The 14870-nt window shown below is 70.2% G+C and carries 12 protein-coding genes; 9 read left to right on the top strand and 3 right to left on the bottom strand.

The window, feature by feature from the left end:
• Positions 1 to 15 precede the first annotated feature (15 nt).
• From J7U37_RS22770 to J7U37_RS22735, 8 genes are all read left to right on the top strand, one after another.
• A complete protein-coding gene (locus J7U37_RS22770) occupies positions 16 to 1155 on the top strand; it encodes a murein transglycosylase A (RefSeq protein ID WP_247637205.1) in 1140 nt (379 codons plus the stop codon).
• Positions 1152 to 1835, top strand: coding sequence for a Smr/MutS family protein (locus tag J7U37_RS22765; RefSeq protein ID WP_056485542.1), 684 nt, complete (start codon positions 1152 to 1154; stop codon positions 1833 to 1835). Before J7U37_RS22770 ends, J7U37_RS22765 begins: the two co-directional genes overlap by 4 nt.
• A 239-nt stretch (positions 1836 to 2074) precedes the next feature.
• Positions 2075 to 3415 (top strand): transcription termination factor Rho, encoded by a 1341-nt coding sequence (gene rho, locus J7U37_RS22760; RefSeq protein ID WP_056187430.1) that lies wholly within the window; start codon positions 2075 to 2077, stop codon positions 3413 to 3415.
• A 164-nt stretch (positions 3416 to 3579) separates the two neighbouring features.
• The gene (gene mnmE / locus J7U37_RS22755; RefSeq protein WP_247637203.1) at positions 3580 to 4902 is read left to right on the top strand and encodes a tRNA uridine-5-carboxymethylaminomethyl(34) synthesis GTPase MnmE; all 1323 of its coding nucleotides are present in this window, start codon (positions 3580 to 3582) and stop codon (positions 4900 to 4902) included.
• Between the two features lie 127 nt (positions 4903 to 5029).
• Positions 5030 to 6910, top strand: a complete 1881-nt coding sequence (gene mnmG / locus J7U37_RS22750; protein WP_247637202.1) for a tRNA uridine-5-carboxymethylaminomethyl(34) synthesis enzyme MnmG — start codon at positions 5030 to 5032, stop codon at positions 6908 to 6910.
• Positions 6903 to 7538 (top strand): 16S rRNA (guanine(527)-N(7))-methyltransferase RsmG, encoded by a 636-nt coding sequence (gene rsmG, locus J7U37_RS22745; protein ID WP_247637201.1) that lies wholly within the window; start codon positions 6903 to 6905, stop codon positions 7536 to 7538. Before mnmG ends, rsmG begins: the two co-directional genes overlap by 8 nt.
• Positions 7535 to 8383, top strand: a complete 849-nt coding sequence (locus tag J7U37_RS22740) for a ParA family protein (RefSeq protein ID WP_247637200.1) — start codon at positions 7535 to 7537, stop codon at positions 8381 to 8383. Before rsmG ends, J7U37_RS22740 begins: the two co-directional genes overlap by 4 nt.
• Positions 8384 to 8452: 69 nt before the next feature.
• Positions 8453 to 9352 carry a ParB/RepB/Spo0J family partition protein gene (locus J7U37_RS22735; protein WP_056486133.1) on the top strand — a complete coding sequence of 300 codons (900 nt, stop codon included), beginning with the start codon at positions 8453 to 8455 and terminating at the stop codon, positions 9350 to 9352.
• A 35-nt stretch (positions 9353 to 9387) separates the two neighbouring features.
• Here the strand turns inward: J7U37_RS22735 and holA are convergent, their stop codons facing one another.
• The 3 genes from holA to leuS all read right to left on the bottom strand — a co-directional run bounded on the left by holA (position 9388) and on the right by leuS (position 13732).
• Positions 9388 to 10416 carry a DNA polymerase III subunit delta gene (gene holA, locus J7U37_RS22730; RefSeq protein WP_247637199.1) on the bottom strand — a complete coding sequence of 343 codons (1029 nt, stop codon included), beginning with the start codon at positions 10414 to 10416 and terminating at the stop codon, positions 9388 to 9390.
• A gap of 13 nt (positions 10417 to 10429) precedes the next feature.
• Positions 10430 to 11005 (bottom strand): LPS assembly lipoprotein LptE, encoded by a 576-nt coding sequence (gene lptE, locus J7U37_RS22725; RefSeq protein WP_247637198.1) that lies wholly within the window; start codon positions 11003 to 11005, stop codon positions 10430 to 10432.
• Positions 11006 to 11125: 120 nt separating this feature from the next.
• Positions 11126 to 13732: a leucine--tRNA ligase gene (gene leuS, locus J7U37_RS22720; RefSeq protein ID WP_247637197.1), complete on the bottom strand. Its 2607-nt coding sequence runs from the start codon at positions 13730 to 13732 to the stop codon at positions 11126 to 11128.
• Positions 13733 to 13998: 266 nt separating this feature from the next.
• On the opposite strand from leuS, the gene J7U37_RS22715 reads away from it, so the two are divergent.
• On the top strand, positions 13999 to 14730 hold the full coding sequence (locus J7U37_RS22715) for a YggS family pyridoxal phosphate-dependent enzyme (RefSeq protein WP_247637196.1): 732 nt from the start codon (positions 13999 to 14001) through the stop codon (positions 14728 to 14730).
• Positions 14731 to 14870: the final 140 nt, after the last annotated feature.

Genomic DNA, 14870 nt, shown 5'->3' with positions numbered 1-14870 from the left:
GGGGAGTCGTTTCGGGTGGGCGATGCCCTTCTGGAGCCGGTCGACACCGCCGCCCTGCCGGGCTTTCCCGGTGCCGATCCGGCCGCGACCCTCGCGGCCTTCCGGCGGACCTGCCGGACCCGCCCGGCGACGCCCCAGCCCGCCACCGTCACGGGCTCGGCCGAGGCCCTGGCGGCGGCCTGTGCCAGGGCCGAGACCATGCCCGAGACCAAGACGGTGGCCGAGGCCGAGGCGGCGCGGTTCTTTTCCGAAGCCTTCGCGGCCTACCGCATCGTCCGCCCGGCCGCCGGCGGCAACCCGGAGCGGCGAACGGGCTTTCTCACCGGCTACTTCGAGCCGGAACTCGTCGGCTCCGCCACCCCGAGCCCGGATTTCACCGCCGCGGTGCTGGCCCGCCCCGACGACCTCGTCGGGCTCGAGCCCGGCGAGACGCGGCCCGGCCTGGATCCCGCCCTGCGCGCCGCGCGCCGGGTCGGCGACGGGTTCGAGGCCTATCCCGACCGGGCCGCGATCGAGGACGGGGTACTGGGCGACCGCGCGCGGGCCCTCCTCTACCTGCGCGACGCCGTCGACCTGTTCGTGCTCCAGGTCCAGGGCTCGGGTCGGGTCCGCCTGACCGACGGGCGCTCGGTCCGGGTGCTCTATGACGGCCGCAACGGCCGCCCCTACACCTCCATCGGCAAGCTCATCGTGGCGGAGGGGCACCTGCCCCTCGACGGGCTCACCCTGGCGCGCTGGACCGGGTGGCTGCGGGCGAACCCCGCGCAGGCCAAGCGCCTGATGCGAGCCAACGCCTCCTACATCTTCTTCCGTCTGGCGGAGATCGACGACCCGGCGCTGGGGCCGCCGGGCGGGGCCGGCGTGCCCCTGAGCCCCGGGCGCAACCTCGCCGTCGACGCCACCCTGTGGCGCTACGGCCTGCCGTTCTGGCTCGAGGGCCGGATCGCCGGCTCCCCCGATCCGGGGCGTCTCGTCGTCGCCGCCGATACCGGCTCGGCCATCGTCGGCCCGGCCCGCGGCGACCTCTATCTCGGCACCGGCGCCGAGGCCGGCATCGCCGCCGGGAACCTGCGCGATCCCGTCGGGTTCGTGGTGCTGCTGCCCAAACCCGAAACCAACCCGAAGCCCAGCCCCGAGACCCGCCGCGCGCCATGAAGACGCCCCGACGCCCGCGCGGCCTGTCCGGCGAGGACGCCTATCTGTGGGGTGAGATCGCCCGGCTGATCACTCCCTTGCGCGGACGCGGGCCGGGGCGGCCCAAGGCTGCAAACGCCGCCGAGGCCACCGAAGTGGGCACCCCTGTCGCTGCGAAGCCTCCTGCGATGAAGGCTGCGGCGAAGGCTGCCGGCGCCACATCCGAGCCTCCGAAACCCGCGCCGCCCAAGCCGATGCCTCCGAAGCCGATGCCCCGGACGCTGGCCAAGCGCGCCGCCCTGAAACCGAGCCCGCCGCCGGCGGCGCCGGCCCCCGTGATCGCGCCGAGCCCGGCCCCGGCGCCCGGCCTGGAGCGCCGCGTGCGCCTCGCCCTGCGCCGGGGCGCGCTGCAGGTCGATGCCCGGATCGACCTGCACGGGATGTATCAGGCCCAGGCGCACGGCGCGCTGATCGGCTTCCTGATGCGGGCACGCGCCTCCGGGCACACCCATGTGCTCGTGGTCACCGGCAAAGGCGGCCCCACCTACGACGATGCCTTCTCCGAGCGCGGGGTGCTCCGCCGCAGCGTGCCGCACTGGCTGCGCGCGCCGGACCTGCGCCACGTGGTGCTCGGCTTCGAGGAGGCGGCGCGCCACCATGGCGGCGCCGGAGCCCTCTACGTGCGCCTGCGCCGCCGCTGAGAGGCCCCGTCGCGGCGATCTTGCAAAAACCCGGGAAACGCGCTACCGATAGGGCCTCTCCTCGTTACGCCGTGTTGCATCCGTGAGCCCAAGGCTCCGCTAAGACGATGCGCGGGGCCGTTTCCCCTGGAAGCGGACCGCCTGATCGGTGCCGAAACGGCGCCCGGCGACCAAACTCCCCACCTGCCAGTTCCTGTTTCCCTGCCCCGCCTCGCCCTTCCCGCCGGTTCTGAATCCCCATGACGTCACAGTACGATGCCCTCCCCGAGGAAAGCCCGGTCGAGGGCGGAATCGTCGCCGCCGATCTCGACGGCATGCGCGAGGTCAAGCTTCAGGACCTCAAGTCCAAGACGCCGACCGACCTGATCGCGTTCGCCGAAGAGGTCGAGGTCGAGAACGCCTCGACCATGCGCAAAGCCGAACTGATGTTCGCGATCCTGAAGCAACTCGCGGCCAAGGAGGTCGAGATCATCGGCGCCGGCACCTGCGAGGTGCTGCAGGACGGGTTCGGCTTCCTGCGCTCGTCGGAATCGAACTACCTGCCGGGTCCCGACGACATCTACATCTCGCCGACGCAGATCCGTCGCTTCGGCCTGCGCACCGGCGACACCGTCGAGGGGCCGATCCGCGGTCCCAAGGACGGCGAGCGCTATTTCGCGCTGCTGAAGGTCAACACGATCAACTTCGAGAACCCGGAGAAGATCAAGCACAAGGTCCATTTCGACAACCTGACCCCGCTGTTCCCGACGCAGCGCTTCAAGCTCGAACTGGACAATCCGCCGAAGAAGGATTTCTCGCCGCGGATCATCGACATCGTGGCCCCGATCGGCAAGGGCCAGCGCGCCCTGATCGTGGCGCCGCCGCGCACCGGCAAGACCGTGCTGATGCAGAACATCGCGCAGTCGATCACCATCAACCACCCGGAATGCTACCTCATCGTGCTGCTCATCGACGAGCGCCCCGAGGAAGTGACCGACATGATCCGCTCGGTGAAGGGCGAGGTCATCGCCTCGACCTTCGACGAGCCGGCCACCCGCCACGTGCAGGTCGCCGAGATGGTGATCGAGAAGGCCAAGCGCCTGGTCGAGCACGGCCGCGACGTGGTGATCCTGCTGGACTCGATCACCCGCCTGGGCCGGGCCTACAACACCGTCGTGCCGTCCTCCGGCAAGGTGCTGACCGGCGGCGTCGACGCCAACGCTCTGCAGCGCCCGAAGCGCTTCTTCGGTGCCGCCCGCAACATCGAGGAGGGCGGTTCGCTCTCGATCATCGCCACGGCGCTCATCGACACCGGTTCGCGCATGGACGAGGTGATCTTCGAGGAGTTCAAGGGCACCGGCAACTCCGAGATCATTCTCGACCGCAAGGTCTCGGACAAGCGCATCTTCCCGGCCATCGACATCACGCGCTCGGGCACCCGCAAGGAAGAGCTCCTGGTGCCGCCGGACGCGCTCAAGAAGACCTACGTCCTGCGCCGCATCCTCAACCCGATGGGCGTCACCGACGCGATCGAGTTCCTGATGGACAAGCTGCGCCAGACCAAGAGCAACAACGATTTCTTCGACTCGATGAACACCTGAGACGGGGTGACCCCGGGGCTTGCGCTGCCCCGGGGACAAGCATCGTCCTGCCTATTTCCCAAGAATTTTCCGCAAGAAACCAATTTGGTTTGCCGGCATAACGATATTCCGAGACCGGTCTATATTCCGAGACCGGAATTGTCGGGTTGCGGGGCACCGCACGGATGATCGAAACCACCACCCTCTTCGCGCCTGCGACCGGGCCAGCCCGGGCCGCCGTCAGCGTGATCCGGATCAGCGGGCCGAACGCGGCCGCGGTGATCCGCGCCCTCGCCCCTCCCCTGCCGGTTCCCAGGCGCCTGTCGCTGCGCACCTTGCGGATGCCGGACGGCGACCCGCTGGATGAGGCGCTGGTCGCCTGGATGCCGGGTCCCGCCAGCTTCACCGGCGAGGATATGGCGGAACTCCATCTGCATGGGGGGCTTGCGGTCCGTACGGCCGTTCTGCGGGCGCTGGCGGAGATCCCCGGATGCCAACCGGCCGAGCCCGGTGCCTTCACCCGCCGGGCCTTCCTCAACGGGCGCCTCGACCTGACCGAGGCCGAGGGCATCGCCGACCTCATCGATGCCGAGACCGAGGCGCAGCGGCGCCAGGCCCTGCGCCAGCTCGATGGCGCCCTCGGCCGTCAGGTCGCCGATTGGCGCACCCGGCTCATCGATCTCCTGGCCGGCGTCGAGGCGGCGCTGGATTTCTCCGATGAGGGCGATGTCGACGACGCTGCGCTCGATGCGGCGCTGAGCCAGCGGGCGCGGGCAATTCGCGACCAGATCGCCGCCGTCCTGGCGGATGGTCACCGGGGCGAGCGCCTGCGCGACGGTTTCACCGTGGTGCTGGCCGGTCCGCCCAATGCCGGCAAGTCGACGCTGCTGAACGCCTTGAGTCGGCGCGAGGCGGCGATCGTCTCGGATCTTCCGGGCACGACCCGCGATGTCATCGAGGTCCGCTGCGACCTCGGCGGGCTGCCGGTGATCCTGGTCGACACGGCCGGTCTGCGCGCGGCGACGGACGCCATCGAGGCGGAGGGCATCCGGCGAACCCGGGCCCGCATGGCCCAGGCGGACCTGATCGTGATGCTGGAAGGGCCGGACGCCGAGCGGGACTCGAAACCCACGCCCGATCCCGGCGGTCCGGTGCTCCACGTCCGGACCAAGTGCGATCTCGGTCTCGGCGATTCCTCGAACGACACCGATTGCATCGCGATCTCGGCTCTGACGGGGGCCGGACTCGATCGCCTGCTCGCCGCCATCGAAGCCCGGGCCGCGCAGGCGATCGGAAGCGGCGATGCGCTGATCACCCGTGAACGCCACCGCCTCGGGCTCAGCCGATGCCGGGACCATCTCGACCGCCTGCTCGCCGGCGCCCCGCTGCCCGAGTTGGCGGCCGAGGATCTGCGCCTCGCGGTCCGTGCACTGGGGGAAGTGGCCGGGCATGTCGGCGTCGAGGAGATGCTGGACCGGCTGTTTGCGGGCTTCTGCATCGGCAAGTGACGAGGACCGGCGTAAGGCGCAGCACCCTGTTGTCCTGCGGGCGCACAAGCCTCTTGTTTCACGTGGAAACCGCAATCTTCGCTCGGCGCGCGTTGACCATCCACGCGCCAGACGCTTAATCGATCCCATGCACCACACACCTGATTCCTACGACGTGATCGTCGTCGGCGGGGGCCATGCCGGCGTCGAGGCTGCGGCCGCCGCGGCCCGGATCGGCGCGCGTACGGCCCTCGTGACCCATCAGGCCGCCACCATCGGCGCCATGTCCTGCAATCCGGCCATTGGCGGCCTCGGCAAGGGCCATCTGGTCCGCGAAGTCGACGCCCTCGACGGCCTGATGGGCCGCGTCGCCGATGCGGCCGGCATCCAGTTTCGCCTGCTCAACCGGCGTAAGGGACCGGCCGTGCGCGGCCCCCGCACCCAGGCCGACCGCAAGCTCTACGCCCGCGCCATGCAGGCCGCCATCGCCGAGACCGCCAACCTGACGGTGATCGAGGCGGAGGTCGCCGACCTCACCATCACGCAGGGACGTGTCGCGGCGGTCCTGTTGAACGACGGCCGCGCCCTCCCCTGCGGCGCCGTGGTGCTCACCACCGGCACCTTCCTGCGCGGCTTGATCCATATCGGCGAAACCCAGATCCCGGCCGGTCGTGTCGGCGAGGCGCCCTCGGTGGGTCTGGCCCTGACGCTCGATCGCGCCGGCTTCGCCTTGGGACGCCTCAAGACCGGGACGCCGGCCCGCCTCGACGGCCGCACCATCGCCTGGTTGCGCCTGGAGATGCAGGCGGCGGACGACGATCCGGTTCCGTTCTCGACCCTCACCGACCGGATCACCACGCCGCAGATCGAATGCGGCATCACCCGCACCACGCAGGCGGTGCATGATCTCATCCGGGCCAACCTGCATCGCTCGCCGATGTATTCCGGCGGCATCGCCAGCCGGGGGCCGCGCTACTGCCCCTCGATCGAGGACAAGGTCGTGCGCTTCGGCGACCGCGAGGGACACCAGATCTTCCTCGAACCGGAGGGCCTGGACGATCCGACCGTCTATCCCAACGGCATCTCCACGGCCCTGCCCGAGAGCGTCCAGCGCGATGTCATCGCGCTGATCCCGGGTCTTGAGCGCGCCACGATCCTGCGACCGGGCTACGCCATCGAGTACGACTACGTCGATCCGCGCGAACTCGATGCCACCCTGCAGGCCAAGCGCCTGCCCGGCCTGTTCCTCGCCGGACAGATCAACGGCACCACCGGCTACGAGGAGGCGGCGGGGCAGGGGCTCGTCGCCGGCATCAATGCCGCACGCCTCGTCGGCGGCTCGGCCCCGGCGATCTTCGACCGGGCCGAATCCTATCTCGGCGTGATGATCGACGATCTCGTCACCCACGGGGTGAGCGAGCCGTATCGGATGTTCACCTCGCGCTCCGAGTATCGCCTCTCGCTGCGCATCGACAATGCCGACGAGCGGCTGACCCCGAGGGGGGCCGCCCTGGGCTGCGTCGGTCGCCACAGGGCCGAACATTTCGCGGCCTCGCAGACGGCGCTCGACGCCGCGCGGGCGCAGCTCGATGCCCTGAGCCTGACCCCGAACCAGGCTCAAGCCGTCGGCATCGCCCTGAACCAGGACGGGATTCGCCGGAGCGCTTTCCAGCTCCTGTCCTATCCGGGGATCGACTGGGACCGCCTCGGCGCCGTCTGGCCCGAATTGCAGGCCGTGCCGGCACGGGTGGCCGACCGCCTCTGCACCGATGCGACCTATGCGGTCTATCTCGACCGGCAGCAGGCCGACATTACCGCGTTCCGCAGGGACGAGGCCGTCGCCTTGCCGGTGCGCCTGGATTATGCCGGCATCGCCGGGCTCTCGAACGAGATGCGGTTGAAGCTCGAAGCGGTGCGGCCGGGGACGCTGGGGCAGGCGGCCCGAATCGAGGGGGTGACGCCGGCGGCGCTGACCCTGCTGGCCGCTCATGCGCGCCGGGCCGGTCGGGGTGTCGCGGCCCATGGTTGAGCGCGACCGCGACCGGGTCCTGGCCGGAGCGCATGTTTCACGTGAAACAGCGCAGCGCCTCGACATCTATGTCGAGCAGTTGCGGCGCTGGCAGACCATCAAGAATCTCGTCGGACCCGGTACCCTGTCCGAGATTTGGAGTCGCCACATCGCCGATGGGCTGCAACTCCGGGACCTTGCACCGGACGCCGCGACCTGGCTCGATCTCGGGGCAGGGGCCGGCCTGCCCGGTCTGGTCCTGGCCATCGCCGGACACGACCGCCCGGATTTCCGGGTCGACCTGATCGAGAGCAATGCGCGGAAATGCGCCTTCCTCACCGAGACGGCCCGCCTCACCGGGGCGCCGGCCCGGGTTCACAACGCCCGCATCGAGCAGGCCATCGCGGCCCATCAGGGCGTCGCCGTGGTGTGTGCCCGGGCGGTCGCCCCCCTTACCCAGCTTCTCGCCTGGGCCGAGCCCCTGTTGACAACCGGCACGGTCGGCCTGTTTCCGAAAGGACGTGACGTCCAGTCGGAATTGACCGAGGCCGCGCAACGGTGGAGATTCGTTTACGATCTCGTGCCGAGCCGAACCGAGTCGGAAGCGCGGATCGTCCGCGTCACGACCCTATCTCGCGTGGATTCATGACAAGCGATCCGACTCCCGTACCGACGGCCGGAGCTCATCCGGATCGGCCGCTGCGCATCCTGGCCCTGGCCAACCAGAAGGGCGGCGTCGGCAAGACCACGACGGCGATCAATCTCGGCACCGCTCTGGCGGCCATCGGCGAGAGTGTGCTGGTGATCGATCTCGATCCCCAGGGCAACGCCTCGACGGGGCTCGGCATCGACCGGCGCCAACGCAAGGTCTCGACCTACCACGTGCTCGCGGGCGAGGCGTCCCTGGCCCAGGCCTGCATCCCCACGGCGGTACCGCGGCTGATGGTGGCGCCCTCGACCATGGATCTGCTCGGCCTGGAGCTGGAGATGGCCAGCGCGCCCGACCGCGCCCACCGGCTCCGCAATGTCCTCAAGGGCATCGGCGAGAGCGGCAGCACGGCCGGCATCACCTACGTGCTGATCGATTGCCCGCCCTCGCTGAACCTCCTCACCATCAACGCCTTGGCGGCCTCGGACGCCGTGCTGGTGCCGCTCCAGTGCGAGTTCTTCGCCCTCGAAGGCCTGAGCCAGCTGCTGCGCACGGTGGAGCAGGTGCGGGGCGCGCTCAATCCGCGCCTCACCATCCAGGGCATCGTCCTGACCATGTTCGATCCCCGCAACAACCTGTCGGCGCAGGTGGTGGCCGATGTGCGCAGCTTCATGGGCGAGAAGGTCTACGAGACCATGATCCCCCGCAACGTGCGCGTGTCCGAGGCGCCCTCGCACGGCAAGCCGGTGCTGCTCTACGATCTCAAATGCGCGGGCTCGCAGGCCTATCTGCGGCTCGCCTCCGAGATCATCCAGCGCGAGGGGCGCCTGCCCGTCGCGGCCTGAGACGGGTGAGGGCGCCCTGCCCTCACCCCATGACATGACCCAGTGCGTTCGGAGTTGAAGCAGGTGGCGATGGCGGATGATGTGGTGCGGCCCCGGCTCGGGCGCGGCCTCGCGGCCTTGATCGGGGATTTCGGCGACGACAACGCCGAGGCGAGCAAATCCCAGGCGCAACGCAAGGTCGCGGTGGAGTTCCTGCGCCCGAACCCACGCAACCCGCGCCGCCGCTTCCACGAGTCGGATCTCGAAGAGCTGGCCGCCTCGATCAAGGTGCGGGGCATCATCCAGCCGATCGTGGTCCGGGCGCTGGCGGGCGTGCCGGACACCTACGAGATCGTGGCGGGCGAGCGCCGCTGGCGCGCCGCGCAGCGGGCCGGCCTCCACGACGTGCCGGTGGTCACCGTCGAGATTGACGACCGGACCTCGCTCGAATTCGCCATCCTGGAGAACGTCCAGCGCACCGACCTCAATGCCATCGAGGAGGCGGCCGGCTACGAGCGGCTGATGAGTGAGTTCCAGTACAGCCAGAGCGAATTGGCCGAGATCCTCGGCAAGAGCCGCAGCCATCTCGCCAACACCCTGCGGCTGCTGCAATTGTCGCCATCGATCCAGGACCGGGTCGTCGCCGGCGAGATCACCGCCGGCCATGCCCGTGCCCTGCTGGCGGTGCGCGACCCCGAGGGCGTGGCGCGGCGGATCGTGGAGGAGGGCCTGTCGGTCCGCGAGGTCGAGGCCCTGGCCTCCGCCGAGGTGCCCGAGGGCGACGGCCCCCGCCCCGGCCGGCCCCGTCGCGCCGCCGGCAAGGATGCGGAGATCCGCACCCTCGAACAGGCGATGGCGCGGGCGCTCGGCGTCAGCGTGGCGGTGAAGTCGAAGGTCGCCGGTGCCGGCGAGATCCGCATCCGCTACGAGACCGCCGACGAACTCGACGGTCTGTGCCGGCGCTTCCGGGTGACGCTGCCCGAGGCCTGAGATCCCTCCCGGAGGTTCCCCCCGGGGCCGCCCGGTCAGCGGCGCCGGGCCGCCTCGCCGGCGATGCGCAGGAGCGTGCTCGACGCGTGGGCGTGGGCCAGCTCCGGGTCAGCCCGGCGGCAGGCCAGGACCGAGTCCTGCAACAGCTGGATCGCGTGCCGCAGGGCAGGGGGTGACCAGCGCGCGAGCTGCGTCTCCACCAGGGCTTTCCGCCGAAAATGCAGGCCGCGCCAGTTCGCCACCATCTGGCTGGCGCTCGAACCCTCTCCGGCGAGGCGCGTCGCCAGCAGGGTCAGGGCATGGCGGAGGGCCGAGCCCAGCATCACCGACGGGTCCATGCCCTCGTGGCGGAAGCGGCGATAGTCGCGCTCGACCTCTCCGGTACGGCCGGCGAAAGCCGCATCGATCAGGGTGTTGAGCACACTGCCGGCGACGTCGCTGACCACCGCCTCGACATCGTCCAGGCTCACCTGGCTCTGCCCGCAGGCGTAGAGCGCCAGCTTCTCGATTTCCGACAGGCTGGCGCCCCGGTCGCCTCCGAGGCTGGTGGCGAGGATGTCCCGGGCGTCGCGCGCGATGCGCAGGCCCTGGTCCTGCAGCGTCCGGTCGATCAGGTCGCCGAGCGCCCGCTCGTCATCCGGATAGCAAGGCAGGGCGAGGGCCTTCGGCGACTTTTCGCAGAGCGTCCGGAGGGGAGCGGACTTGCCGAGATCGCCGCCCTCGACCACGATCCGGGCGTTGTGGATCTCCGCCTTCAGGGCGGCGTCCACGGCGGGGGCGTAGTTGCGGCTGCCGGCCCGGACCCAGATCGTGCGGGTGCCGCCGAACAGCCCGACCGTGCCGGCCTCGTCGAGGAGGCGGCCGGGGTCCTGCGCCAGCACGTCGCCGTCGATCTTGACCATGGCGAAGGGGTCGCCCGGATCTTTCACGAAGGCTTCCGCGAGGGCCTTGGCGCGGGTGAAGACGAGACCGGTATCGGGGCCGTAGACGAGCAGCACTGCGATACGCGGATCGGGCCCGCGCCGGATCAGGCCATCGACGTCGCCGGCCTTGACGGCGGTCACGCGCGCGTCCCGCTCAGGGCTTCGTCACCAGCACGGAGGCGATGCGGGTCTTGATCTGCTCGGCCAGCACCTTGGCCAGTCGGATCTCGGCGTCGCGGGCGGCGCGCAGGCTGGCGAAGCGCTGAATCGAGCGGTCATAGGTCGCCGTCGACGTCGCCACGCCCTCGCTGATGATCTTGGTGCCGCTGAGATCTTCCAGGGCGTATTTCACGGTGCCCACGATGGTGCCGGCCTCGGCGCGTCCGGTCAGCGACGAGACGATCGGGGTCTGCACCGATTCGCTGCCCTGCATCTTCAGGCGGTAGCGCTTCGGCGCGGTCTGGCCCGACCCGTCGAGATCGAAGATCAGCTCGCTGCGCAGGTAATGGCCCAGGCGCTCCTGGCCCTGGGCCATGGCGACGTCGTCGACCTGAACCGCGGCGAGCAGGGCCGGCATCGGTTCGCCCGAGGCCGTGGGGCCGTAGAGCGGGCGAAAGCAGGCCGACATGTTGAGCGCCAGGGCGGCGACGGCCACGACCCGCGCGGCACGCCCGATCGTGCCGGTCGCCCGCGTCCGAACCGCCCCAGTGCCGTTTGCCAAGCGCATCATGCCTGCCGTCGTCCCGCTGTCTCGTCCCGTCCGTCTGTACGGCGAACCGGGGTCCGACGACAGCCTATTCGCTGCAAGCTTTACGTTTCCTATCCGGCAGGATCATGGTCGGCGACCGTGTCAGACCACGAGGTTCACGATCCGGCCCGGCACCACGATGACCTTCTTCGGGGCACGCCCCTCGAGGGCCTTCTGCACGGCCTCGTCGGCCAGGACGAGGGCCTCGACGGCCGCCACGTCGGCGGCGCGCGGAACGGTGACGTCGGCCCGCTTCTTGCCGTTGATCTGCACCGGCAGGGTGACCGTGTCCTCGACCAGCAGGCCGCGCTCGACCTCCGGCCACGCCGCCTGCGCCACCATCCCGTCACGCCCGAGCGCCTGCCAGCAGGCCTCGGCGAGGTGCGGCATCATCGGGGCGATGAGCTGCGTCAGGATGCCGGCGGCTTCGCCCGCGACGGGGCCCGAGACACCGCCCCGCAGCGCCTCGTCGAGGGCATTGGCCAGGGTGTAGATGTGGGCGACGCAGCGATTGAAGCGCAGGCGCTCGACGTCCTCCTCGACGGCGGCGAGGGCCTTGTGGGCGGCCTTGCGCAGGGCGGCGTCGTGGGAGCCCGATGCGGCGTCCCCGGCGGCCGCGAGAGAGACCAGACGCCAGACGCGCTGGACGAAGCGGGCGGCGCCCTGGACCCCATCCTCGGTCCAGATCACGTCGCGCTCGGGGGGCGAATCGGAGAGCATGAACCAGCGCGCGGTGTCGGCGCCGTAGCTGGCGATGATGTCGTCCGGGTCGACCACGTTCTTCTTCGATTTCGACATCTTCTCGATGGCGCCGATGGTGATCGGCTCCGCCGTTTTCACGTGAAACGCCTCGCGGGCGCCGGTCTCGCCCGAGATCCGGATGTCGGCGGGCGGCACCCAGGCCCCGGCCGCATCCTTGTAGGTCTCGTGGACCACCATGCCTTGCGTGAACAAGCCGTCGAACGGCTCGGAGACGCCGGACCAGCCGGTGGCCTTCATCGCCCGCATGAAGAAGCGGGCGTAGAGCAGGTGCAGGATCGCGTGCTCGATGCCGCCGATATACTGGTCGACGGCGAGCCACTGGTCGACCGCCTTGCGGTCGGTCGGCGCGTCCTGGAGCCAGGGCGCTGTGAAGCGGGCATAGTACCAGGACGAATCCACGAAGGTGTCCATGGTGTCGGTCTCGCGCCGGGCCGGCTTGCCGCAGGTGGGGCAGGGGACGTTGCGCCAGGCGTGGTCGCGCTCCAGCGGATTGCCGGGCACGTCGAAGGAGACCTCGTCGGGAAGCTTCACCGGTAGGTCGGCCACCGGCACCAGGACGGGGCCGCAGGTGTCGCAATGGATGATCGGGATCGGGCAGCCCCAGTAGCGCTGGCGCGAGACGCCCCAGTCGCGCAGGCGGAACTGCACCTTGCGCTGCGCCACCGGGGCGCCGTCCAGGATCTCGGCCTCCAGCCGGTTGGCCACGGCGTGGAAGGCCTCGTCGGTGGTCATGTCGTCGAGGAAGCGCGAGTTGATCATCCGCCCGTCGCCGTCATAGGCGGTGTCGGTCACCACGAACGTGGCCGCCGCCTGGTCCTCCGGGCAGACCACGGGGGTGTTGCCGAGACCATACTTGTTGGCGAAGTCGAGATCGCGCTGGTCATGGGCCGGGCAGCCGAACACGGCGCCGGTGCCGTACTCCATCAGCACGAAGTTCGCGACGTAGACCGGCAGCAGCCAGGACGGATCGAGGGGGTGGCGCACCGTGAGCCCGGTGTCGTAGCCGAGCTTCTCCGCCGTATCGATCGCCGCCTGGGCCGTGCCGGTGCGGCGGCATTCCTCGATGAAGCTCTGGAGCGCCGGATGGGCCGGGGCCAGGGCCGCGGCGATCGGGTGATCGGCGGCGATGGCCAGGAACTTCGCGCCGAACAGGGTGTCGGGCCGCGTGGTGTAGACCGTGATCTCCGGCGCCCCATGCGCGGGTGGCGCCGCAAGGGCGAAGCGGACCTCCAACCCTTCCGAGCGGCCGATCCAGTTCTTCTGCATCACCCGCACCTTCTCGGGCCAGCGCTCCAGGCCGTCGAGGGCGTCGTACAGGTCCTGGGCGAAGTCGGTGATCTTGAAGAACCACTGGGTCAGCTCGCGCTGCTCGACCAGGGCGCCGGAGCGCCAGCCGCGCCCGTCGATGACCTGCTCGTTGGCCAGCACGGTGTGGTCCACCGGGTCCCAGTTCACTTTCGCCGTGCGGCGCGTCACCAGCCCCTTGTCGAGGAAGTCGAGGAACATGCGCTGCTGGTGCTTGTAGTAATCGGGATCGCAGGTGGCGATCTCCCGGCTCCAGTCGAGCGACAGGCCCATGCTCTGGAGCTGGCCCCGCATCGTCGCGATGTTGGCGTAGGTCCAGTCGCGCGGGTTGACCTTGCGCTCCATGGCGGCGTTCTCGGCCGGCAGGCCGAACGCGTCCCAGCCCATCGGGTGCAGCACGTTGAAGCCGCGCGCCCGCTTGTAGCGCGCCACCACGTCGCCCATGGCGTAGTTGCGCACGTGGCCCATGTGGATGCGCCCCGACGGATAGGGGAACATCTCCAGCACGTAGTATTTCGGCCGGTCGTCGTCGTTCTTCGTGGCGTAGATGCCGGCCTCGGTCCAGGCCTGCTGCCAATGCGGCTCGGTCTCCTTGGCGTTGTAGCGCTCGGGCGTCGGGGTGGTCGCGGGGGTGGTCGTCATGGGCCGGGCGCCGGGGTTCGGGAAGCGAGGGGCCGCCCGCGCGTCGTCGCGGGGCCGCCGGGAGGTTTGACGGTCGGACTACCACGGGGAGGGGAGGGGTCAACACGAGCCTGCGCGGAAGCCTCCCGGATGGGAGCTTCCGTGTTGCGGCCTGCGTGAAGCCTCCCGGATGGGAGCTTCCGTCTTGCGGCCTGCGTTCGGAATGATAGTCCCCCTGGCAGACAGTCCCCGCCGGACCCGTTCCCCCGACGCATTTCCGAGGCACCATGGCCGACGCCGCTCCCGACGCCCCTCTCGCTGGCGACAGCCCCTCTCCCCCGAGCGCCGCCGACGTGGTGGCCGGGCTCGGGGCGGTGCGCCACCAGATCGCCCAGGCGGCGGAGGATGCCGAGCGCGATCCGGCCTCGGTCGCCCTGGTGGCGGTGTCGAAGACGATCCCGGCGGAGGGCATCCTGCCCGCCCTGGAGGCCGGGCAGCGCCTGTTCGGCGAGAACTACGTGCAGGAATCGAAGGCCAAGTGGCCGGCGTTGCGCGAGCGCTACCCGGATGTCGAACTCCACCTCGTCGGGCCGCTGCAATCGAACAAGGCCCGCGAGGCGGTGGAGCTGTTCGACGTGATCCACGGCCTCGACCGGCTGTCCCTGGCCGCTTCGCTCGCCAAGGAGATCGCACGGACCGGGCGGACGCCGAAGCTGCTGATCCAGGTCAATACCGGCGACGAGCCTCAGAAGGGCGGCGTCTCGCCCGCCGCCGTCGACACTCTGCTCTCCGAATGCCGCGAGACCCACGGCCTGGCGATCCAGGGCCTGATGTGCATCCCTCCGGCCGAGGCCCCACCCTCCGCCCATTTCGCGCTGCTGGCCCGCATCGCCGCGCGTCACAACCTGCCGATCCTCTCGATGGGCATGAGCGCGGATTACCCGGCCGCGATCCAGATGGGCGCCACCCATGTCCGCGTCGGCACCGCGATCTTCGGCGCTCGCCCGCGCAAGGGGTGAGGCGAGGGCGCGCGCAACGGGGGAGCGACGCTCGGGCCCGCCGCCTCACGTGCTGATCGTGCCGAGACGTCGAGCCCGCTACGCTTCCTTCGACAGGCCGTTGGATTCCTGCATCCAGGTTTTCGGACCTGTGACGCAGC

The sequence above is a fragment of the Methylobacterium sp. 37f genome (genome assembly GCF_023093475.1).
Classification (GTDB): Bacteria; Pseudomonadota; Alphaproteobacteria; order Rhizobiales; family Beijerinckiaceae; genus Methylobacterium.
Note: the sequence above shows the minus strand (reverse complement) of the source record. Positions and strands in the feature narration are given on the sequence as shown.